This is a genomic window from Piscinibacter sp. PDB5-1 (genome assembly GCF_056676035.1).
The window spans coordinates 926,133-947,993 of sequence record NZ_JBWVZL010000001.1 but is presented as its reverse complement, the minus strand read 5'-3'; the positions used below and the strand labels follow the sequence as shown (position 1 = coordinate 947,993).

Below are 21,861 nucleotides of genomic sequence, written 5' to 3'. Positions count from 1 at the left end.
GCGCCCCACGCTCGCTCAGAGCACGGCGCTGCGCAGGCTGGCCGGAATGGCCCTCGGCGTGAAGGTCGCTGCGTCCACGCAGCCGATGCGGATGTCGCCTTCGGCCAGCTTCTCGTCGCCGCGCCACGCCGCCTGCGTGAGCCGCATGCTGGCCTGGCCGGTGTGGCGCAAGGCCACGGTGATGTGAAGCAGGTTGTCGAGACGCGCCGGCTTGAGGTAGCGCACTTGCGTGTCGGCCACGACGAAGATCACGCCTTCGCTGGCACGCAGGCGCTCTTGCTCGAAGCCGCAGGCGCGCAGCCACTCGGTGCGCGCGCGCTCGAAGAACTTCAAGTAGTTGGCGTAGAAGACGACGCCGCCCGCGTCGGTGTCTTCCCAGTAGATGCGCAGCGCGTGGGTGTGGCGGACGACCGGCTCCGGTGCGGCCGGGCTCACTGCGGCTGCACGCGCTTGTAGACCGGCCCCCAGACGGGGTGACCGGCTTCCGAGCGGCTCAGGGCGAACGAGGCATCGGCCTGGCGCGCCGCGCGGAAAGCTTCTTCGCAGTCTTTCACGCGGTTGCTTGTGCAGTACACGAAGGCCAGGTGCTTGTATGCGGCGGCCTTGTCTTTCGGCGACTGCAGGCCCTGCAGCGATTGCTTGAGCTGCTTCTCGGCGTCGGCGTACTGGCCTTCTTCGTAGGCGCGCATGCCGTTGAGCAAGGCGCGTTCGGCAGGGCGTGCCATCACGTCCAAGAGACCGATGTGGTCGGCGACGGGCGCCGGCTGCATCTGCGCACAACCGGCCGCCAACAGCAAAGAGGTGGAAGCGAGCAAAGCAGAGGTGAGTCTCATGATCCGAAGCGGTGCTTGATGCTGACCGGCTGGCTGGCCGTGACGTTGATCGTCGTGGTGAAAGGGGGGAAGTCGGCGTTGCGGATGGTGACGGTGTGCCGGCCTTCGTTGAGCGTCACTTCCGTCAGCGGCGGCGTGGTGCCGATGGCGCGCCCATTGATCTCGACGTTGCCCCAGGGGCTGACCGCCAGACGCAACGTGCCAGCGGCCACGGCCGTGGGGGCCGCCGCGCGGGCGGCCGCCCGTTCGCGAGCCTCGCGGGCGCGGCGCTCTTTGGCGGTTTCTTTCGGCGCGGCGGTGGGTGCGTCTTTCTTCGGCATGTCTTTCACCGGCTCTTTGGCGACCTTCGGCGGCGCGTCGGTGACGGCGGCCGGCTCGGGCGTACGCGCCGGCGCGGTTGCTGGCGGATCGGCGCGCGCCGTGTCGGGCAGCGTGACAGTGGCGACCGGTGGCGAGGCAACGAGGTTCGGGTCGGCTGCGGCCACCATTGCGGGGACCCCAGCCGCGCTCGCCGCCTCGGGCGCCGAGGCGACCGCGGAGGCGGCATCGGCCACCAGGGCGGCCGATGCAGGCGCCACGGGCTGTGGCGCCGCCACACTGGCCGCCGGTGCGACGGCGGCCACCGTGTCGGTTTTCGGGGCGGGGCTGAAGCCCCACCACAAGCCGGCGGACAGCAGCAGCAAGGCCGCCGTGCCGGCCACGAAGAAGAGTTTCTTGCGCGAGGCCGGGGCGGCGGCCGAGGCGTCGTCGCCCGTGCCGGCGTCTTGCGGGTGTTCTTCGAGCCAGTGGCGCAATTCCCGGCCGAGGGCGCGCGCCGAACGGTAGCGGTCGTCCGGGTTCTTCTCGATCGCCCGCATCGTGATGTCGGACAGCAAGCGCGGCACGGCCGGGTTCACCTCGTGCGGCGGTGGCGGCCGGTGCGAGACGACCGCCTGCGTGATCTCGGTGAGGTTGGCGCCGGTGAAGGGTCGCGTCTCGGTCAGCAGCTCGTAGAGCACCACGCCGAGCGAGAACACGTCGCAGCGGCGGTCCACCGGCTGGTGGGTCACCTGCTCGGGCGACATGTAATAGGGCGAGCCGCCGATCACTTCGCCCTCGCCGCCTTCGGCGTCGTGGCGGTGAGCGACGCGGGCGATGCCGAAGTCAAGCACGCGCGGCTGCGTGCGTCCGACCATGAAGATGTTTGCGGGCTTGATGTCGCGGTGGACCACGCCCTTCGAATGCGCATAGGCCAGCGCGTCGGCCACGCGGCGCACGATGGTCGCGGCCTGCGTGGGCGAGGGCCGCCAGCCTTCGAGGCGCAGTTGGCGCAGGTCGCGGCCCTTGAGCAGCTCCATCGCGATGTAGGCGCCCTGGTCGGCCAGGCCGGCGTCGAACACCGTGACGATGTGCGGGTGGCTCAGGCCGCCGGCGGCCCGGGCCTCGTTCAAGAACATCGCATTGAACGCGTCGCGCTCTTCGGCGGCCATCTCGACGTTCAGCGTCTTGATGGCGATCAGGCGCGACAGCAGCGGGTCGTGCGCGGCGTACACCGTGCCGAGGCCGCCTTCACCGATCTTGTACTTGAGCGCGTAGCGGCCGATGTGGCCGATGGTGGTCATCTTCTCGGGGCCTTGGCCCGCCAGGGGCATCGGTTCGGTCGGCACCTGGGCCGGGTCAGGCGCGGCTGCGGCGCCCCCGTTGGGCAGTTCGGGGCCGAGCACGGTTTCGTCCCAGGGGGCCGAGTCGGGCGACCCGCTGCTTCCCGGGGTGTCGGGCGAAGGCGGATGGGAGTTCGGCGCGGACATGGAGGAAACGGCTGGTTTCATGGATGAGGGTCCACCACGCGGCTAGCTTAGTGCACCCTCACCCACCGTTTGCACCAAAAAGCACTGGCATCAGGGCATAAGTCGGGCATTCGTAACACCCTGTCACGAATCCCCCGGGTTCTTCAACCCCGAGGCGACACCTCACGCTGCAAGCGAGTCACCGCTTCCTTCAATGTTTCCATCGAACTGGCGTACGAGAAACGCAGGAAGCGCTCGCCGGCATGGCGGCCGAAGTCGCGCCCGGGGGTGACGGCGACGTGCGCGCGCTGCATCAGCTCGAAGGCGAAGTCCCAGCTGCTCGTGGCGTGGGCCGAGCAGTCGGCCCAGGCGTAGAAGGCGCCGTCGGGCATCACCGGCACGTTCAGGCCCAGGCCGTTGAGCGCCGGCACCAGAAAGTCGCGCCGGCGCCGGAACTCGTCGCGCCGGCTTTCGTAGGCGGCCAGCGACTCGGGCTCGAAGCAGGCGAGCGCGGCGTGCTGGGCGACGGTCGAGGCGCAGATGAACAGGTTCTGCGCCAGCTTTTCGACCGGCGCGACCAGCGCCTCGGGCAGCACCAGCCAGCCCAGCCGCCAGCCGGTCATCGAAAAGTACTTCGAGAAGCTGTTGATCGAGATGACGTCTTGCCCATGGGCGAGGGCGCTCTGCCCGAAGGCCGCATCGAAGCTCAGGCCGAGGTAGATCTCATCGACCATCGTGAAGCCGCCACGGGCGCGCACCGCCTCGACGATGCGGCGCATCTCGTCGGCGGCGATCGAGGTGCCGGTCGGGTTGGACGGCGACGCCAGCAGCACGCCGCGGGTGCGGGGCGTCCACGCGGCCTCGACGCCGGCCGCATCGAGCTGAAACCGCTGCTCGGCGCTCGCCGGCAACAGCACCGGCGTGCCGTCGGCGGCGGCCACGAAGTGCCGGTTGCAGGCGTAGCTGGGGTCGGGCATCAGCACCTCGTCGCCGCGCTCGACCAGCGCAAGGCAGGCGAGCTGCAGGGCGGCCGAGGCGCCGGCGGTGATGACGATGCGCTGCGGCGCGATGTCGAGCCCGAAGCGTTCGCCGTACCAGCGCGAGAGCTTCTCGCGCAGCGCCGGCAGGCCGGTCGCGGGGGTGTACTGCGTGAGGCCGCGTTCGAGGCAGCGTTGCGCGGCCTGCTGCACCAGCGGCGGCGCGGTGAAGTCGGGCTCGCCGATGTTCAGGAAGATCATCGGCTCGCCGCCCTGGGCGGGGTCGCAGGCCGGGCTGCGCGCGATCTCGGAGGCCGCCTTGGCGCACTCCATCACGTAGAAGGGCTCGATGTGGTCGAGCCGCCCGGCCAGCTTCATCTCACCGGCGGTTCTGTCGGTAGGCCTGCACCTCGACCGGCCGCAGGTCGCCCGCCGCCTTGTCGAGCACGCCATTGACGTACTTGTGGCCGTCGGTGCCGCCGAAGCTCTTGGCCAGTTCGACCGCTTCGTTGATCGCCACGCGGTAGGGGATCGAGATGCAGTGCGTCAGCTCGTACACACCGATCATCAGCACGCCGTGCTCGATGGGCGAAAGCTCGCTGGTCTTGCGGTCCACATGGCGGGCGAGCACCGCGTCGATGCCGGCGGCTTCGTCGATGCAGCCGTACAGCAGCGCCTTGAAGTGCTCGGGGTCGCACTTGTCGAAGCCGTCTTGCTCGCGCATGTGCGAGTCGATCACGCTCGCCGAGGCGCCCGAGATCAACCACTCGTAGAGACCTTGCAAGGCCACCTCGCGCGAGCGGCGGCGCGGCGAAGCCTTGCTGCCCGCGCCCGGGGGCTTGCCGCCCGGGCGCTTCTTCGCCGGGGCGGGCTTGCCGGTGTCGGGCGTCGGCGCGTCGTTCTTGGGGGTGTTTTCGGTCACGACAGGTCGTCCAGCAGGCGGGTCATCTCGATGGCCACGCGGGCGGCGTCGCGGCCTTTTTCTTCCACGCGGGCCCAGGCTTGTTCTTCGTTCTCGACCGTGAGAATCGCGTTGGCGATCGGGATCAGGTGGTCGAGCGACACGCGCGTCACGCCCGCGCCGCTTTCGTTGGCGACCAGCTCGAAGTGGTAGGTCTCGCCGCGGATGATGCAACCCAGCGCCACCAGCGCGTCGAAGCGCTCGCTCTCGGCCATGTGGTTCAGCACGACCGGCACTTCGAGCGCGCCGGGCACGGTGACGTGCTTGATGTGCTTGGCCGACACGCCGGCCTTTTGCAGCTCGTCGACGCACGCGGTCGCCAGGGCGCCGGTGATCTTGTCGTTGAAACGGGCCTGCACGATGCCGATGCGAAGGTCGGTTCCGTCCAGTGCGGCGGCCTGGCCTTTGTCAGCAGCTTGCATGGGAAATCCTTGAAAAGAGAAAAGACGGTCGGCGGCCGGCTCAGGCGCCGGTTGGGGTGCCGGCCGACAGGAAGCCGGTCACTTCGAGGCCGTAGCCGGTCATGCTGGGCATGCGCCGCGGGCTGCCCAGCAGCTTCATCTTGACCACGCCCAGCTCGCGCAAGATTTGCGCGCCAATGCCGTAGGTGCGCAGGTCGATCTGACCGCGCGGGCTGCGTTCGACGGCGGCCTCGGGCGCCAGGTGCGGCAGCAGTGCGGCCACGTCCTCGCCGCAGTTCAGCAGCACGGCCACGCCACGCTCGCTGGCCTGCAGCGCAGCCAAGGCCTTGGGCAGCGGCCACGAGTGCTCGCTGGCGCCAACGTCGAGCAGGTCCATCACCGACAAGGGCTCGTGCACGCGCACCAGCACTTCGCTGCTGCCGTCGATGTGGCCCGTGCTGAGCGCGAGGTGCAGGCCGCCGGTGCGGTCACGGAAGGCGGTGCATTCGAACGGGCCCTGCGCGGTGACGAGGGGGCGTTGGCTCACGCGCTCGATCAGCGTCTCGTTGCGGCTGCGGTAGCCGATGAGGTCGGCGATGGTGCCGATCTTGAGGCCGTGCTCTTTGGCGAAGATTTCAAGATCGGGCAGACGGGCCATGGTGCCGTCGTCTTTCATGATCTCGCAGATGACCGAAGTGGGGCTCAGGCCCGCCATGTGGGCGAGGTCGCAGCCGGCTTCGGTGTGGCCGGCGCGCATGAGCACGCCGCCGTCTTGGGCCTGCAGCGGGAAGATGTGGCCCGGCTGCACGAGGTCGCTGGGTTGTGCGTCTTTGGCCACGGCGACCTGGATGGTGCGGGCGCGGTCGGCGGCCGAGATGCCGGTGGTGACGCCAGTGGCGGCTTCGATCGACACCGTGAAGGCCGTGCCGTGCTGCGTGCCGTTGCGCGTGGTCATCGGCGGCAGGCGCAGGCGCTCGCAGCGTTCGCGCGGCAGGGTCAGGCAGATGAGGCCACGGCCGAACTTGGCCATGAAGTTGATCGCCTCGGGCGTCACGTGGTCGGCGGCGAGCACGAGGTCGCCTTCGTTTTCGCGGTCTTCCTCGTCCACGAGGATGACCATGCGGCCGGCCGCCAGCTCGGCGATGAGTTCGGGAACGGGGGAGATGGGCATCGGCGGATTTTAGGGCCCAGCAGGGCGGCGGCGCGTGACGGAGAGGCAGGAGTTCACGATGCGCTGCGGGACCGGGGGCGGGCGCTCAGGCCAGGGTGGGTGCCGACGGGCAGCCCCGTCGGACCCACTCCGCGTGGCTGAGGCGGAAATGGCCGAACACCCCTTGCTGCAACAGGCGCGTCGCGGCGGCTGTTGCATGGCGTCGGTAGGCCGCGATGCAACCCTCGAACTCCGCAAGCATCAGGACTTGCTGGTGCGCGGTGGGTGCCCGCCTCAGTCGGCCGGGCATTGCCGGCAGCTCGGCCAGCATGGCCCGCACGGCGATGCCCTGCTCTTGGGCCAGGGAGAGTGCGGCCGGGGGCGGGGTGCCGGTGCAGGCTGCCAGGGCCAGATCGAAGACTTGGGTGGCATACGGGAAGGCTTCTCGCTTGGCGCTCAGCAAGGGGACGTAGTCCGGCTGCGGAGCCAGGAAGGCCAGCCAGGCGGCGTGCTGGGCTTCTCGCCAGGAATGAAGCAGCAGGTCGCTGATGAGATGCGCATCCAGCAGACCGGTCTGGCGGCGGAAGACATAGAAGGTGTCGAGGTACTCGCACTGAACGGCCGGGTACTGGGCGAGGAACTTCCGGTAAGAGCGTCCGTCCTGGTGCATCCTGGCGATCTGGTGCTGCACGCCCTGCCGGCTCAGCGAGACGGGGGACCACGGTGCCATGTACAGCAAGTTCAGCGCGTCCGCGGACCAATAGTGGAAGTCGCCAAACTCGAAGCGCCGATCAGGCCGTGTTTCCGTCATCGAACGATCAGCCTCGTGTCGGCGCCGCCACACCCAGCATGCGCTCGACATAGCGCGCGATCAGGTCGATCTCGAGGTTGACCGCATCGCCGGCCTTCAGCGCGCCGAGCGCCGTGTGGTCGATCGTGTGCGGGATCAGGTTGATGCTGAACTCGCAGCCGTCCACCCCATCGACCACGCGGTTGACCGTGAGGCTCACGCCGTTGACGGTGATCGAGCCCTTGTAGGCGAGGAACTTCGCCAGCTCTTGGGGCGCCTGCACGCGCAATTCCCACGACTCACCGACCGGCTCGAAGCGCGTGATGCGGCCGATGCCGTCCACGTGGCCGCTGACGATGTGGCCGCCCAGGCGGTCGTGTGCGCGCAAGGCCTTTTCCATGTTGACCGGTCCGGTGCGGTCGAGGCCGGCGGTCTTGGCGAGGCTTTCGGCCGAGATGTCGATGGTGAAGCGCAGCGCGGTCGCGTCGAAGCTGGTGACGGTCATGCAGGCGCCGTTGAGCGCGATGCTGTCGCCGAGCTGCACGTCGTCGAGGTAGCCGGCGGGCGTTTCGAGGGTCAGGCGCTTGCCGTGCGAGGCGTCGGTGCCGAGGGTGTCAACCTGGGTGATGCGGCCGACGCCGGTGATGAGTCCGGTGAACATGGTGGATTGCTGTCGAGGTGAGGTCAGAGGAGGTCAGGCGGGGCGGGCGAGGATGCGCAGATCGTCGCCCACGGGGTCGATGCGGTGAAAGCGCAGCGCCACGCTGTCGGCGAGCCGGTCCCAGGGGCCGAGGCGCGCGAGGCTGCGGCCATCGCCGAGCAGCTTGGGGGCGATGTAGATCAGGTACTCGTCCACCAGCCCCTCGCGCACGAACGAGCCGCTGAGCGCCTCGCCAGCTTCGACGTGCAGCTCGTTGATGCCCTGCGCGCCCAGGTCGGCGAGCACGGCTTCGAGATCGACCTTGCCTTGCGCGTTGGGCAGCACGCGCACCTCGGCGCCTCGGGCGCGCAGCGGCGCGGCACGGGCCTCGTCGTCGATGGCGGCGTAGATCAGCGCGCGGCCGGGCGCTTCGAGCAGGCGGGCATCGGGCGGCGTCTGCAGGGTCGAATCGACCACCACGCGCAGCGGCTGCACGTGGGTGGGCACCAGGCGCACGTCGAGGCGCGGGTTGTCGTCGCGCACGGTGCCCACGCCGGTGAGCACGGCCCCCGCGCGTTTGCGCCAGGCGTGGCCGTCGGTGCGGGCGGTCTCGCCGGTGATCCACTGGCTGGTGCCGTTGTTTAGCGCCGTGCGGCCGTCGAGCGAAATGGCCGACTTGAGCCGCACCCAGGGCCGGCCGCGCTGCATGCGCGAGAAGAAGCCGATGTTGGTCTCGCGGGCCTCGTCGGCCATGAAGCCCTGCGTGACGGCGACGCCGGCGGCGCGCAGCCGTTCGGCGCCTTGGCCGGCGACCAGGGGGTTCGGGTCTTGCAGGGCGGCGACCACGCGGGCGATGCCAGCGGCGAGCAGCGCGTCGCAGCAGGGCGGCGTGCGGCCGTGGTGCGAGCAGGGTTCGAGCGTGACGTAGGCGGTGGCGCCGCGCACGTCTTCACCGCGCGCGGTGGCGTCGCGCAGCGCCATCACCTCGGCGTGGGCTTCGCCGGCGCGTTGGGTGAAGCCGCGGCCGAGCACGCGGCCATCGCTTGCGGTGATCACGCAGCCGACACGCGGGTTGGGCTCGCTCAAGCCGATGGAATGCAGCGCGAGCGCCAAGGCCTCGCGCATGGCCGAGGCGTCGTCGGGGTGGGTGGACGGGTGACGGGGGGCCGGGGTGTCGAGGGTCATCGCATCGCGGCGGGCCCCGTCAGGGGGCGGGTTGGTGCGGGGTGAGGCTCGCCGAGGCGACATTGTGCGTCCCGGCGCCGTCTGCATTGCCAGGGGCGCCGAGGCAGGGCTGGTCGCCGCGCAGCACCACGAAGTTCTGCTGGCGCAGGGGGCCGGTGATGTCGCGGTAGCCCTCGGCGTGCGCGCTGCCGACGCGGCAGATGCGGTGCTCGCGTGCGGTGGCACCGAGTGCCCAACCCTCGGGCTCGAACACCAGCCGGCCCGACCAACGCGCATCGACGATCAGGCAGAAGAAGCGGCTGAAGCGCTCGCCGGTGTCGTCGAGGGTGGTGGCGTCCACGTCGCGGGCGCTCGCGTCGAGCGGCACGGCTTCGGTGGTGGTGCGCCCGCCGCGTGTCACGCGGGCGGTCTTCATGGGCTGCACCTCGCAACTGGCCGGGCCGTACGAGGGGCTGCTCAACTGAAGGCTGGCGCGCAGAGGCAGCGGCGTGTCATTCGCACGGGTCGCGTCGGGCGATTCGCCGAGCGCGAAGCGCACGTGGCCGCTCAGCAGGCTGCCGCGGATGCGGTCGCAGTCTTGCAGGTGTTCGGCGGTGAGTTGGCGTGTGCCGACGCGCGCATCGACGCGGCACTGCTGCACCGCCTGGCCGCTGGCGGTGTCGAACACGATGGCGATGGCACCGCCTTCGCGGGGCTTGAGCACGCTGCGGCCATGGCCCAGCGGCCGGGCACCGGGGGGCAGGTCGGCGTGGCGGCCCAGCGGCCGCGCGAAGGCATCGGGCTGCGGGGGCAGCAGCAAGGCGGCGCTGTAGACCGGCGAGGCCGTGCCCGTGGCGCTGGCCAGGTGCACGGATTGCGCCTGGCCTTGGCGGTCGGTCCAACCCGCGCGCAGGTCGGTGGTGCGCAGGGGCAGGTCGGCTTGGGCGTGCACGCGCCGCTGGGTGGTGAAGCGGGTGTTGGTGCCGGTGTGTGCGGCGCTCGCGGTGGTGGCGTTGGTCGATGCCCGGGCGAGTTCGACCTGCGCGAGGCGCACGGCTTCGCTGCGTTGCCGGGCCACGTCGGCATGGTGGCGCAGCGTCGATTGCAGCCGCTGCGCGCCCACGAGCGACAGCGCCACGATCAGAAAGGCCACGAGCACTTCGATGAGGCTCGCGCCGCGTTGCAGGGTTCGGTGGTGCATGGCGGGGGCTCTCAGAAATCGCGCCAGCTGCCCGGCACATGCGCGAAGGTGCCGGTGCCGGCCTGCAGCTCGGTGAGGGCGGTTGCGTGGTGGTGGATGTCGAAGCTGCCTTGCGGGGTGAAGTGGCCCTCGGTCATCAGGGCGCCGTGCACCTGCACGCCGGCTGCGGCAGACCACCACGGGCTGCGGGTGTAGATGAGGCCGTGCACGGTGAGTGGGGCTTGCAATGCGACGGGCCCATCGACCACCAGCAGCACGGGGCGCTGCGGGGTGCCCAGCAGCGCGGCCTGGGCGAGGTGCAGGCCGCCGGTCAGCCAGACGAGGCGGTGGCCCCGGGCGAGGGCGGTGGCCAGGGCCTCGTCGCAGGCGGCGTGGCATGCGATGCGCGCCGTGCCGGGCTGGTCGCGCCAAGCATCGGCGCCCATGCCGAAGGCGGCGGTGAAGAAGCTGGCGGACGAGAGCGCGGCGAGGCCGTCGTCGCCATCGGCCAGCGACGCCAAGGGCGGTGCGCCCGGTGTGGTGTGCAGGCGTGCGTTGCCGAGCAGCGCGGTGCCACCCGCGTGCACGGTGATGCCCGCCTCGTGACGGTGGTGCAGGCCGGCGTCGGCCCCGCGCAGGTCGGCATCGCCGTGCACCGTGAGCGCGGCCCCGGGGCTGGTGACCAGACCCGGCAACCGAGCCACGAGCGTCTGCACGCGGGCTTGCACGGCGGCGCGGTCGGCGCCGGTGCAGGTGGCCTGTGCGCTGCAGCCGCGGGCTTCGACGAGCGTCTGCCCGGTGCGGTCACCAGCCTTGAGCGCCACCGCGAAATTGGGCGCATCGTGCCGCGTGAGTTGGGCTTCGCCGGTGCCCGGGCAGTGGCAGGTCCACGCCGCTTCGGTCAGCACGCAGGCCGCATGCAAGGCGTGCCCGGCCGAGACCTGGGCCGAGAGTCGTTCGGCGAACGAGGAGGCATGGGCTTGTGCCGTGGGCCGGCATTGCTCATCGACCGGCGCCGGGCTGTTCAACAGCGCCACCGCCCATTCGAGCCCCGCGCCGGCCGCTTCGATGGCCTGCGTGGCTCGGTACTGGTTGACCGCGCTGCGCTGCTCGAAGACCAAGCCGCGATGCGCGAAGCCCGCGCCCAGCAACGTCAGCAAGGCCAGCATCAGCGACAGGCCCAGCATGGCACCGCCGCGTTGCGAACGATGGATGCTTGCGTTCATGTCGGGCACGCCCCCACGATCTGGTCGTTGTGTGCATGCACGACGGCCTCGACCTGCCGCTGCATTGCCGGGTCGTGCGCGGCGTGCGCCTCGATGCGCAGGTGCAGGCGGCGTTGCTGCTGCCGAGGCGGGCAGGTGGCGGCCGCGTCGGCCGGGCAGGGCTTCACGCAGAAGCCATCGAGCGGCGTTTCCACCGTCTCGGGCTGCACGCGCAAGGCGGTGACGTTCAGGCTGCCGGCGTCGGTCAGGGCCTGCCAGCCGGCCTGGCCGATCTGCACCTCGATCACGCCCTGGCGCAAGCGGTAGGCGAAGTGGCCCGAGGCGGCGTCTTCGCTGCGCTGGTAGGCAAAGGCGACGTGACCGGCGCTGGCCGCCCATTCGCCATGCGGGTTGACGGCGCCCGTGCCCACGGCCGATGACGCGTCGTGCCAGTGCCCCGCGCGGCGCAGGCCCCGCACCATCAGGTCGGCCGTGGCGCGGAGGTCTTGCATCACGCGCGCATCGAGCGCCAGCGTGCGGCTTTCACGCAGGTGGGCGGCGAGCCCCGCGAGGCCGATGGCCGTCACGAACAGGCCCAGCGCCATGCCCACCATCAGCTCGACGAGCGTGAGGCCGGCCTGCCGGCCCAGCCGCGCGCTCATGTGCCCCAGCAGCGCCGGTTGACCGGGGCTGCGTTGCTGTGGGTTTCGTCTTCGCCCGACGACTGGCTCATCTGGCCGTGCGAGACCGTGAGCCGCAGCACGCGGCACTCGCGGTCGTTCGCCTGGGCCCCGGTGGCCGTGGCGACGAGCGTGACGCCGTCTTCACGCGCGTCGGCCACGTCGAGCCGGTAGTGGTTCATCGGCGAGTGCGCGGGCAGCCGCAGCTCTTGTGCCGTCGCATAGCTCAGGTGCGCACCGCGCCAGCGTTCTTGCGAGAGGTGCGCCTGCATCAGCGCCGAGACGGCATCGAGCCGACGGGCCTTGAGCACCGCGCCATGAAAGCTCGGGTACGCAATGCTGGCGAGGATGCCGACGAGGCCCATCACCAGCGTCACTTCGATGAGCGTGAAGCCGCCCATGCGCTGCGAAAGAGAGTGCTTCATGGTCAGCCTCAGCACGCGCGGTAGCCCGGCACCAAGGCCTGCGGCGAACACGAGCGCAGCCGGCCCATCGCGTTGACCACGTGGCGCACCGTGCGCTCACTGCGGCTTACGACGTTCAGCGTGCCGGCGGGTGACGCGGTGCCGAGCGTGGGGTCGAAGGCGATGGATGCGACATTGGCCTGCACGCGTGCCGCGTCGTCCGACGACCAGGCCGTGGCCTTGATCGCGCTGGCCTCGCCGGTGCAGGTGGCCGTGCCATTGGCGTTGCAGCGGCAGTCGCTCGCAGCGCCCGTGTGCACGATGTAGCAGGCGGCATGCACGCTCAAGCGCACCGACTGGTTGCGCGTCACCGCTTCCGAGCGGGCGAACTGCAGGTCGGCGGCGAGCTGCGTCGCCATGCCGTCGATGCGGCGGTTTTCGACCATCGCGGCGAAGGCCGGCAGGGCCGCCGTCGCGAGGATGGCGGTGATGGCCAGCACGGCGCACGCCTCGATCAAGGTGACGCCGCGTGATGTGGCGCGGCGCGCTCGCCGATGGCCTCGGACTTCTTGCATGTGACCCTCCCTGGTCTTGTTGTTTCCCTCGGGAGGCACTGTAAAAAGACGTGACTTCGGTCACGATCCCCAGGGGGTGGGGACAGGCCGTGAATCAGGGCACCCGGAGCGGGTTCGCCCGGTCGGGGGAGGGGGGCTCACACCCCCTCGGCCAGCTCAGATGTCGCGGATCAGCTGGCGGAACTCGTCCACGTCTTCGAACGAGCGGTACACCGACGCGAAGCGCACGTAGGCCACCTTGTCGATGCGCTTCAGCTCGCGCATCACGAACTCGCCGAGCTTGGTCGAGGCGACTTCTTTGGCGCCGCTGTTGAGCAGCTTGTCCTGGATGCGTTCGATGGCCGCGTCGATCTGTTCGACGCTCACCGGCCGCTTGCGCAGCGCGAGCGTCATCGACGCGCGGATCTTGTTGACGTCGAACTCGGCGCGCGTGCCATCCTTCTTGACCACCGAAGGCAGGGCGATTTCGGCGCGCTCGTAGGTCGTGAAGCGCTTGTCGCAGCTCTGGCAGCGGCGACGGCGGCGCACAACATCGCCTTCGTCGGACTCGCGGGTCTCGACGACCTGGGTTTCGTCGTGGCTACAGAAGGGGCAGCGCATGGTGCTCCGTCAGGTCAATGGGTCAGACCCAAAGTCAGACCAAAGAAAAAGGCCCGTGGGTTGCACGGGCCGTTCGGGCAGGTCAGCGGTAGACCGGGAACTCGCGGGTCAGCGCCGCGACCTTCTCGCGCACGCGGGCCAGGTTGGCCTCGTCGTGCGGGTTGTCCAGCACGTCGGCCACCAGGTTCGCGGTGGCGCGGGCCTGTTCTTCCTTGAAGCCGCGCGTCGTCATGGCCGGCGAACCCAGGCGGATGCCGCTGGTGACCATCGGCTTTTGCGGGTCGTTCGGGATGCCGTTCTTGTTGCAGGTGATGTGCGCAAGGCCCAGCACCGCTTCGGCTTCCTTGCCGGTGATGCCCTTGGGGCGCAGGTCCACCAGCATCACGTGGCTTTCGGTGCGGCCGCTGACGATGCGCAGACCACGCTGCGTCAAGGTCTCCGCCATCACTGCGGCGTTCTTCACGACCTGCTCTTGGTAGGCCTTGAACTCGGGCGACAGCGCTTCCTTGAAGGCCACCGCCTTGCCGGCGATCACGTGCATCAGCGGGCCGCCCTGGATGCCCGGGAAGATCGCGCTGTTGATCTTCTTGGCGATCTCTTCGTTGTTGGTCAGGATCACGCCGCCGCGCGGGCCGCGCAGGCTCTTGTGCGTGGTCGAGGTCACGACGTCGGCGAACGGCACCGGGTTCGGGTACACGCCCGCGGCGATCAGGCCGGCGTAGTGGGCCATGTCCACCATGAAGTACGCGCCGATGGCCTTGGCGACCTTGGCGAAGCGCTCGAAGTCGATGCGCAGCGAGTAGGCCGAGGCGCCCGCGATGATCAGCTTGGGCTTGTGCTCGTGGGCCAGGCGCTCCATCGCGTCGTAGTCGATGGCTTCGTTGGCGTCGAGGCCATAGCTCACGACCTTGAACCACTTGCCGCTCATGTTCAGCGGCATGCCGTGCGTCAGGTGGCCACCTTCGGCGAGGCTCATGCCCATGATGGTGTCGCCGGGCTGAAGCAGGCCGAAGAACACGCCCTGGTTGGCCTGCGAGCCCGAGTTGGGCTGCACGTTGGCGAACTGCGCGCCGAACAGTTGCTTCAGGCGGTCGATGGCCAGTTGCTCGGCCACGTCGACGAACTCGCAGCCACCGTAGTAGCGCTTGCCGGGGTAGCCCTCGGCGTACTTGTTGGTGAGCTGGCTGCCTTGCGCTTGCATCACGGCGGGCGAGGCGTAGTTTTCAGACGCGATCAGCTCGATGTGGTCTTCCTGGCGCTGGTTTTCGCGCTGGATGACGGCCCACAGCTCGGGATCGACGTTGGCGACGGTGGATTGGGTACGGTCGAACATGGATGGCAGTCCTCTTCAAGGTTTGAAGACCCGGTCGGATGCATGCACACGCAAAGCACGCGCGTCATGCGACCACAGGGCTGCCCAGGCGAACGGCTGAACGGCTCTGTTGCCAGAACCGCCTGCGCTTCCCGGTGGTTCACCACCTCAGGCCGTGTGGCGGGTTGTCGTTCAACCCACCGGCCCCATCGCCAGTTGCGCAGGCCGCGCAGTGTAGCGTTTCGCTCACCGCGCGGGAGTGAAATCTGTGTGACGGTAGCCGCTCAGCGCGACAGCAGGGCCACTTGGTCGGCGGCGGGTTTGGCAGTGTCCGCCGGCGGCACCGCCAGCGGGATGGGCATCGGCTCGGTCGCCGCTTCCGTCGCCGGCACGGGCAGGCTCACGGTCGTCGGGGCCACGATCAACGGCGCGTTGAACGGCACCGGCCGGCCGGCCGCCACCAGCCGCAGGTGCTCGCGTTCGGCGAAGACCTTGCCGGCATAGCCGCCATCGTTCGTCAGGTTGGCGGCGCCGACGTAGTACTTCAGGCCGGCCTCCACGCTGCCGGCGCGGGCGATGCATTCCTTGAGCACCTGCACCCCGACGCGCAGGTTGGTCACCGGGTCGAAGGCGGCGTGCGTGCCACCGAAGGCTTCGTACTTGTCGTCGTGCACGCGGGTCATCACCTGCATCAGGCCCTGGGCGCCGACGGGGCTTTGCGCGAACGGGTTGAAGCTCGACTCGATGGCCATGATCGCGAGGATCAGCGTCGGGTCGAGGTTGGCCTTGGCGCCGACGTGCCAGGCCTCTTTCACGAGGCGGCTCACCGGCTCGGGGGCGACGCGGTAGCGGCGCGACAGCCAGGTGGCGACGGCAGCCTGCTCTTTGCTGAGGTCTTTCAGGTCGTAGGCCGTGGCGCGGCTGATGGCCTCGGGCTCGGCCAGGGCGGTCAACGCCTCCAGCGTGCCCTCGGTGCGGGCCTCGTGGCGCTCTTGCAGCCAGCCGAGCAGGCGGGTTTCCATGCCTTGGCGCAGATCCGCGCGGCTGCCCGTGAACAGGACGGCCGCGACGATCAGCAGACCGACGATGGCAAGGGTGTTGTGGCTGACCTCCAGCAGGCCGTGGCCCACGTCGCGGAGGAACACCTGGGCCGATCGGGTGACCGTGTCCCGGGTGTCTTGCAGCAGGATCGTCATGCGGCGAATCGCTGTCATCTCTCTTCCTTTCTTTCCGTCGCGCCCATCGGTGCGGGCAGGCTTGGAGGCCTGTCCGGCGGGGGTGACGGCGGATAATCCACCGCCCTTCAACCCCGGCATTGCTGCGGGGTCATGCGGTGCCTGGTTCATCTGCCGTGCGCCCCGATGCCATCCGGGTGGATGCTGGAGCGCGGGTTATCCCTGATCTGGCGTCAAGGTGGGCGCGATTCTAGGAAGCCATTTCATAACGGGTCAATACTAAGAAATCGCTTTTCCATAACTAATGAATATGAAATACCGCGACCTCCGAGACTTCATGGCAGGCCTGGAGCGGTCTGGCGAGCTGAAACGGGTCGCAGAACCAGTCTCCGCGCGGCTTGAAATGACGGCCCTGAGCGATCGCGTGCTGCGAGCGGGCGGTCCGGCCCTGCTGTTCGAGCACCCCCAGGGTTACAAATTTGCCGCGCTGACCAATTTGTTTGGCACCCCCAAACGAGTGGCCCTGGGCATGGGGGCGACCGAGGTGAGCGAGCTGCGCGACGTCGGTCGCGTGCTGGCCAGCCTGAAGGAGCCCGAGCCGCCCAAAGGCCTCAAAGACGCCGGCAAGCTGTTACAGATGGCCAAGGCGCTGTGGGACATGAAGCCCGCCACGGTGCGCAAGGCGGCTTGTCAAGAAGAGGTGCTCGAAGGCGCCGACATCGACCTCGGCGAGCTGCCCATCCAGCTGTGCTGGCCCGGCGACGCCGGCCCGCTGATCACCTGGGGGCTGGTCATCACGCGCGGGCCGCAGGGCATCGCCACCCCGCGCCGGCGGCAGAACCTGGGCATCTACCGCCAGCAGGTGATCGGCAAACGCCAGGTGATCATGCGCTGGCTGGCCCACCGGGGCGGGGCGCTCGACTTCCGCGACTTTGCGCTGGCCAACCCGGGCCAGCCGTTTCCGATCGCCGTGGCGCTGGGCGCCGACCCGGCGACCATCCTCGGCGCGGTGACGCCGGTGCCCGACACGCTGTCTGAGTACCAGTTCGCGGGCCTGCTGCGCGGCGGGCGCACCGAGGTGGTGGACACCTCGGTCGGCGACGCCGGCCAGATGCTGCAAGCGCCGGCCAGTGCCGAGTTCGTGCTCGAAGGGCGCATTCCGACCGCTGAGAAGGGCTTCACCGGCACCAGCGAACACGGCGTGCCGGTCAAAGAGATCAATGGCTATCTGCACGCGCTCGAAGGCCCGTTCGGCGACCACACCGGCTATTACAACGAGCAGGACTGGTTTCCGGTCTTCGAGATCACGCGCCTCACGCGCCGCCACAACGCCGTCTACCACTCGACCTACACCGGCAAGCCGCCCGACGAACCGGCCGTGCTGGGTGTGGCGCTGAACGAAGTCTTCGTGCCGATCCTGCAAAAGCAGTTTCCCGAGATCGTGGACTTCTACCTGCCGCCCGAGGGCTGCAGCTACCGCATGGCGATCATCAGCATCAAGAAGAGCTACGCCGGCCATGCCAAACGGCTGATGTTCGGGGTGTGGAGCTTCCTGCGGCAGTTCATGTACACGAAGTTCATCGTGGTCACCGACGACGACGTGGACATCCGCAACTGGCAGGACGTGATCTGGGCCATCACCACCCGCGTGGACCCGGTGCGCGACACGCTGCTGGCCGAGAACACGCCCATCGACTACCTCGACTTCGCCTCGCCCGTGAGCGGCCTGGGCGGCAAGATGGGCCTGGACGCGACCAACAAGTGGCCGGGTGAGACCAGCCGCGAGTGGGGCCGGGTGATCACCATGGACCCGGAGGTTGAGCGACGCGTGGCCGATGTTTTCGATCGGTTGATGAAAACGTCTCAATGAGGGTCTGAGGCGCCATAGACATTCCTGTCTGGTGTCGGCCAGTCGGTGGGTTCAAGATGCCTCTGCCTGCTAGCCAGGCAACACCGAAAGGGCGCAGTCTCTGCGCACCAGGAGCCCCGGACTCATGACCTCCGGAGCCCCAAAGATGGCGTCAGCCATCCACCCCTCCACCGCAAGGTCGGAGGGGTTCGTCGCTTCTGGGGCCTGCGTTTTTGCAGGCGTTGGCGCAGCGAGGCTGGGCCGGCCCTTCGCCGCCGCCCTTCCGGGAGGGCGGCCTCAGCTGCCTTGCATCCCACGCGCCCCCAAGGGTTAGGGGGAAACGCTCCGGGTTTTCCCTTCAAAGCCCCTGCAACGCAGCTTGGGCTCAAGCATTTGTACGCAGTCGCGCCGTAGGCTGTTTTCGCCCTGTTTCATACCACCAGACAGAACGGAGACTGCCATGACCTTGGGTTTAGCTTGCGCACTTGCACCGACACGTTTTGCGGCCGCACGTGCCGCTCGATGGATCTTTCACTGGATGCTGGCGCTGGTTGCCGGCGTCGCCTTCAGCCCCTGGCTGGTGCCGGCCGCGCACGCCGCCGTGCCCAGTGCCACCGTCATCGGGCCCGTTCCGGTGAACGCGACGCCGGGCAGCGCCGCGCGCGACTACCCGTGGATATCCACGATGCACAACCTGGCGGCGGTGGGCTACGTCGAGGAAGAGTTCTTCTTCGAGGGCACGGCCAACCGCTACGACACCACGGGCGCCCTCGGCACCAACGGGCGCGTGCTGCAGAGCGGCCTGCCCTACCGCACGCGGGTCATCGTGCGCCGGCCGGTGTCGCCGCACAAGTTCAACGGCACGGTGCTGGCCGAATGGCAGAACGTCTCGGCCGGCTACGACATCGACGCCATGTGGGGTGGCTCGTTCGAGCACATGGTGCGCGAGGGCTACGCGTGGGTCGGCGTGTCGGCCCAGCGCGTGGGCGTGCAGGGCGTGCCCAACGGCGCGCGCAACTGGAGCCCGCTGCGCTACGGCACGCTCGATGTGACCGCCGGCGGCCAGGTCATGGACGACGCGCTCTCGTACGACGTCTTCGCCCAGGCGCTTCAAGCCTTGCGCCACCCGGGCGGCGTGCGTCCCCTTGGGCCGCTGCACGCCAAGCGCGTGTTCGCGATCGGCGCGTCGCAGTCGGCCAGCCGACTCACGGTGTTCATCAACTCGCTGCACCCGCTGATCGGCGATCCCGTCGATGCCTACCTGCTCTACGTGGGTGGCGGGCGCCTGCGCAGCGACCTGACCGTGCCGATCTTCAAGCTGGCGTCAGAAACCGACCTGCCGCTGCTCGTGGCCAGCCGCCAGCCCGACACGCCGGTGTTCCGCTCGTGGGAGGTCGCCGGCAGCAGCCATTCGGGCCGCCGCACGGCGCTCAACACCCGACCGCTGGCGCTGCGCGATGGTGTGACACCGGCGGCGGGTGATTGCGCGCGGCCGCCGTTTCCTCGCGTGCCCATCCACCACGTGACCAACGCGGTGTACGACCACATGGTGCGCTGGGTGCGCGACGGCCTCGTGCCGCCGAGCGCGCCGCCGGTGGCCATCGAGGGCACGACGATCCAGCGCGATGCCTATGGCAATGCGCTGGGTGGCATCCGCCTGGCCGAGTTCGCGGTGCCGACGGCCTTGAACAGCGGGGCCAACAGCGGCGCGGCGTTCTGCGTCCTCTATGGCACCTACATCCCCTTCGATCAGCCGTTGCTCGATCAGCTGTACCCCACGCACGGCAGCTACGTCGCGCCGGTGTTCACGCAACTGCACGACACCTTGCGCGCCGGGTTCGTGGTGCCGGCCGACGCGAAACGCAGCATGGACCTGGCGGTGCACTCGATCGTCGGCACCGGCGCGCCCTGCAGCGCGGTGTGCCGCGCCGCCCAAGACCTGCTGGAGGCGACGCACTTCTATCTGTACACCACGGGTCGCAGCGACGAGTTCGGCAACCAGGTGACGGAGTTCATCCGCACCGTGGCGCGTGGCGACGCGCAGGGCGGACAACCCCAGGCCGCCGCCCAGGCCTCGGCCCGCCGCATGCTGGAGCGCTACGTCGAGGGCGTGCGGGCCCTGCAAGCCAAGGGCCGGCTCTCGCAGGTGAGCGCCAACGAACTGGTGCTGGCCGCCAACGCCATCCTGGCGGCGATGCCGTGACCGCATGAGGCGGCGAGGCCCGGCCCGCCGGGCCTGCGGCGCGCGCGCGCGGGCCACGTGGCAGAAGGCGGCCAGGCGAAATGAGCGCGAGGCGCGCGTGGCCCCGCGGCCCGATCCACGGGCCCCGGCAGGCTCCCCACGCCAAGTTTGAGGAATATGACCAGTCGTCTTGACGGCGTAAGACGACTGGTCATATTATTCGGCGCATGCCACGCACCGCCGACCCCACCGACATTCCCGAGCGCCTGACCGACGCCGGGTTGGAGCTGTTTCTGCGCCAGGGCTACAACGCCACCGGCATCCAGCAGATCACCGACCACGCGCGGGTGCCCAAGGGCTCGTTCTACAACCACTTCACCAGCAAAGAGACCTTCGCGGCGACCATCGTCGAGCGCTACGCCGACAACATGCGCGCCTCGTGGGAACGCATGATTGCCACGGCGCCCGAGGCCCCGATGGCGGCCATCCGCCATGTGTTCGCGCAGATGCTCGACTACCACGAGCGCCGCGCCGACTGCCCCGCCGGCTGCCTGGTCGGCAACTTTGCGGCCGAGATCGCGCTGTCGAGCGACGGCTGCCGCCAGAGCCTGCTGAGCGCGCAACTCGCCTGGCGCGAGCGGCTCGCCGGCCTCATCGCCGCCGGCCAGTCCGCCGGCGAGATACGCCAGGACATCGACCCCACCGCCTTGTCGGCACTCACCTGGAGTGCCTGGGAAGGCGCGCTGCTGCGCATGAAGGTCGAGCGCTCGGTGCAGCCGCTGCGTGACAGCGTGGCCCTCGTGCTCGACCGCATCTACCCGCCGGCGCATGTGCCGGGGGTGTCTGTTTCTCCCGTTCCTTCTTCCGCCAAGCCTTCCGTCCCCCGCTGAACCAAAGACCTGACCCATGAACTCACCCACCGAACGCTTCGTCGCCGACGCCCTGTTCCAGCCGATCAAGCTGGGCCGCATCGAACTCGCCAACCGCATGGCGATGGCCCCGCTGACGCGCAACCGCGCGGCCGAAGGCAACGTGCCGCACGAGATGGCGATCGACTACTACAGCCAGCGTGCGAGCGTCGGTTTGATCATTGCCGAGGCCACGCAGGTGTCCGAGACCGCCCAGGGCTACAACGCCACGCCGGGCCTGCACACGCCCGAGCAGATCGCGGGCTGGAAGCTCGTGACCGACGCCGTGCACGCCAAGGGCGGCAAGATCTTCGTGCAGCTGTGGCACACGGGCCGCATGTCGCACACGCACTTCCAGCCGGGCAACCAGGCGCCGCTCGCGCCCTCGGCCATCGCGGCCAAGGCCAAGACCTTCATCGTGGGGCAGGGCCACGTCGATGCTTCGACGCCGCGCGCGCTCGAAGTGGCCGAGATCGCCCAGGTGGTGAACGACTTCCGCACCGCGGCGGCCAATGCCATCCAAGCCGGTTTCGATGGCGTGGAAATCCACGGCGCCCACGGCTACCTGGTCGATGCCTTCCTGCGCGAAGGCGCGAACAAGCGCACCGACCAGTACGGCGGCTCGATCGAGAACCGCGCGCGCTTCCTGGTCGAGGTAATGACGGCCGTGATCGGCGAGATCGGCGCCGACCGCACCGGCATCCGCATCTCGCCGGTGTCGCCGGTGAACGATTCGTTCGAGAGCAACCCGCAGCCGCTGTTCGAGCACGTCGTGCGCGAGCTGGAAAAGCTGCACCCGGTGTACATCCACGTCGTCGAAGGCCACACAGGCGGCCCGCGCGACAACGCACCCTTCGACTACGCGGCACTGCGCAAGCTGTACTCGGGCATCTGGATGGTCAACAACGGCTACACCAAAGAGATGGCCGTCGAAGCCCTCGCCAGTGGCCGCGCCGACATGGTCTCGTTCGGCCGCGCGATGATCACCACGCCCGACCTGCCGCGCCGCTTCCGCGAGAACCAACCGCTGAACGAGCTGTTCAAGGACGCCCCGCTGTACGGCGGCCAAGGCCCGCACGGCTACATCGACTACCCGGCGCTGGCCTGAG

The 21,861-nt window shown here is 69.3% G+C and carries 22 protein-coding genes and 1 riboswitch; of the genes, 4 read left to right on the top strand and 18 right to left on the bottom strand.

Translation table 11 applies throughout. The features are described from left to right. Positions 1 to 15: 15 nt before the first annotated feature. From ybgC to AC1KAT_RS04160, 18 genes are all read right to left on the bottom strand, one after another. Positions 16 to 435, bottom strand: coding sequence for a tol-pal system-associated acyl-CoA thioesterase (ybgC, locus tag AC1KAT_RS04245; RefSeq protein WP_480323108.1), 420 nt, complete (start codon positions 433 to 435; stop codon positions 16 to 18). Beyond that, complete coding sequence (locus tag AC1KAT_RS04240) at positions 432 to 833, bottom strand: TssQ family T6SS-associated lipoprotein (RefSeq protein WP_480323106.1); 402 nt, start codon at positions 831 to 833, stop codon at positions 432 to 434. Before AC1KAT_RS04240 ends, ybgC begins: the two co-directional genes overlap by 4 nt. Beyond that, complete coding sequence (locus AC1KAT_RS04235; RefSeq protein ID WP_480323104.1) at positions 830 to 2,620, bottom strand: serine/threonine-protein kinase; 1,791 nt, start codon at positions 2,618 to 2,620, stop codon at positions 830 to 832. The genes AC1KAT_RS04240 and AC1KAT_RS04235 overlap by 4 nt, the downstream gene beginning before the upstream one ends. 143 nt (positions 2,621 to 2,763) lie before the next feature. Continuing rightward, a complete protein-coding gene (locus AC1KAT_RS04230) occupies positions 2,764 to 3,954 on the bottom strand; it encodes a pyridoxal phosphate-dependent aminotransferase (protein WP_480323102.1) in 1,191 nt (396 codons plus the stop codon). A 1-nt stretch (position 3,955) separates the two neighbouring features. After that, on the bottom strand, positions 3,956 to 4,498 hold the full coding sequence (gene nusB / locus AC1KAT_RS04225) for a transcription antitermination factor NusB (protein ID WP_480323100.1): 543 nt from the start codon (positions 4,496 to 4,498) through the stop codon (positions 3,956 to 3,958). Next, positions 4,495 to 4,959, bottom strand: a complete 465-nt coding sequence (ribH, locus tag AC1KAT_RS04220; RefSeq protein ID WP_480323098.1) for a 6,7-dimethyl-8-ribityllumazine synthase — start codon at positions 4,957 to 4,959, stop codon at positions 4,495 to 4,497. The genes nusB and ribH overlap by 4 nt, the downstream gene beginning before the upstream one ends. A 40-nt stretch (positions 4,960 to 4,999) precedes the next feature. Continuing rightward, positions 5,000 to 6,109, bottom strand: a complete 1,110-nt coding sequence (gene ribBA / locus AC1KAT_RS04215) for a bifunctional 3,4-dihydroxy-2-butanone-4-phosphate synthase/GTP cyclohydrolase II (RefSeq protein WP_480323096.1) — start codon at positions 6,107 to 6,109, stop codon at positions 5,000 to 5,002. 85 nt (positions 6,110 to 6,194) lie between these two features. Beyond that, entirely contained in the window at positions 6,195 to 6,899 is a 705-nt protein-coding gene (locus tag AC1KAT_RS04210) for a hypothetical protein (RefSeq protein WP_480323094.1), read from the bottom strand. 7 nt (positions 6,900 to 6,906) lie between these two features. Continuing rightward, complete coding sequence (locus AC1KAT_RS04205) at positions 6,907 to 7,539, bottom strand: riboflavin synthase (RefSeq protein ID WP_480323092.1); 633 nt, start codon at positions 7,537 to 7,539, stop codon at positions 6,907 to 6,909. 33 nt (positions 7,540 to 7,572) lie between these two features. Beyond that, positions 7,573 to 8,703, bottom strand: coding sequence for a bifunctional diaminohydroxyphosphoribosylaminopyrimidine deaminase/5-amino-6-(5-phosphoribosylamino)uracil reductase RibD (gene ribD / locus AC1KAT_RS04200; protein ID WP_480323090.1), 1,131 nt, complete (start codon positions 8,701 to 8,703; stop codon positions 7,573 to 7,575). Between the two features lie 19 nt (positions 8,704 to 8,722). Continuing rightward, positions 8,723 to 9,883, bottom strand: a complete 1,161-nt coding sequence (locus AC1KAT_RS04195) for a type IV pilus modification PilV family protein (RefSeq protein ID WP_480323088.1) — start codon at positions 9,881 to 9,883, stop codon at positions 8,723 to 8,725. Positions 9,884 to 9,894: 11 nt separating this feature from the next. Next, positions 9,895 to 11,088, bottom strand: coding sequence for a hypothetical protein (locus AC1KAT_RS04190; RefSeq protein WP_480323086.1), 1,194 nt, complete (start codon positions 11,086 to 11,088; stop codon positions 9,895 to 9,897). Next, entirely contained in the window at positions 11,085 to 11,729 is a 645-nt protein-coding gene (locus AC1KAT_RS04185) for a PilW family protein (protein ID WP_480323084.1), read from the bottom strand. Before AC1KAT_RS04185 ends, AC1KAT_RS04190 begins: the two co-directional genes overlap by 4 nt. Beyond that, on the bottom strand, positions 11,726 to 12,172 hold the full coding sequence (locus AC1KAT_RS04180) for a type IV pilin protein (protein ID WP_480323082.1): 447 nt from the start codon (positions 12,170 to 12,172) through the stop codon (positions 11,726 to 11,728). The genes AC1KAT_RS04185 and AC1KAT_RS04180 overlap by 4 nt, the downstream gene beginning before the upstream one ends. Positions 12,173 to 12,180: 8 nt before the next feature. Then, positions 12,181 to 12,726, bottom strand: a complete 546-nt coding sequence (locus AC1KAT_RS04175) for a GspH/FimT family pseudopilin (protein WP_480323080.1) — start codon at positions 12,724 to 12,726, stop codon at positions 12,181 to 12,183. Positions 12,727 to 12,882: 156 nt separating this feature from the next. Further along, positions 12,883 to 13,326 (bottom strand): transcriptional regulator NrdR, encoded by a 444-nt coding sequence (gene nrdR / locus AC1KAT_RS04170; protein ID WP_480323078.1) that lies wholly within the window; start codon positions 13,324 to 13,326, stop codon positions 12,883 to 12,885. A gap of 82 nt (positions 13,327 to 13,408) precedes the next feature. Then, positions 13,409 to 14,659 (bottom strand): serine hydroxymethyltransferase, encoded by a 1,251-nt coding sequence (glyA, locus tag AC1KAT_RS04165; protein WP_480323076.1) that lies wholly within the window; start codon positions 14,657 to 14,659, stop codon positions 13,409 to 13,411. 75 nt (positions 14,660 to 14,734) lie between these two features. Further along, a riboswitch (ZMP/ZTP riboswitch) is annotated at positions 14,735 to 14,868 on the bottom strand. 54 nt (positions 14,869 to 14,922) lie between these two features. Then, complete coding sequence (locus AC1KAT_RS04160; protein WP_480323074.1) at positions 14,923 to 15,852, bottom strand: lytic transglycosylase domain-containing protein; 930 nt, start codon at positions 15,850 to 15,852, stop codon at positions 14,923 to 14,925. Between the two features lie 271 nt (positions 15,853 to 16,123). Between AC1KAT_RS04160 and ubiD the strand changes: the two genes are divergently transcribed. The 4 genes from ubiD (at position 16,124) to AC1KAT_RS04140 (ending at position 21,860) form a co-directional block, all read left to right on the top strand. Continuing rightward, positions 16,124 to 17,683, top strand: a complete 1,560-nt coding sequence (gene ubiD, locus AC1KAT_RS04155) for a 4-hydroxy-3-polyprenylbenzoate decarboxylase (RefSeq protein WP_480323072.1) — start codon at positions 16,124 to 16,126, stop codon at positions 17,681 to 17,683. 517 nt (positions 17,684 to 18,200) lie between these two features. Then, positions 18,201 to 19,865: an alpha/beta hydrolase domain-containing protein gene (locus tag AC1KAT_RS04150; protein WP_480323070.1), complete on the top strand. Its 1,665-nt coding sequence runs from the start codon at positions 18,201 to 18,203 to the stop codon at positions 19,863 to 19,865. 206 nt (positions 19,866 to 20,071) lie between these two features. Continuing rightward, on the top strand, positions 20,072 to 20,734 hold the full coding sequence (locus AC1KAT_RS04145) for a TetR/AcrR family transcriptional regulator (RefSeq protein WP_480323068.1): 663 nt from the start codon (positions 20,072 to 20,074) through the stop codon (positions 20,732 to 20,734). A 16-nt stretch (positions 20,735 to 20,750) separates the two neighbouring features. After that, complete coding sequence (locus AC1KAT_RS04140) at positions 20,751 to 21,860, top strand: alkene reductase (protein ID WP_480323066.1); 1,110 nt, start codon at positions 20,751 to 20,753, stop codon at positions 21,858 to 21,860. Position 21,861 lies beyond the last annotated feature (1 nt).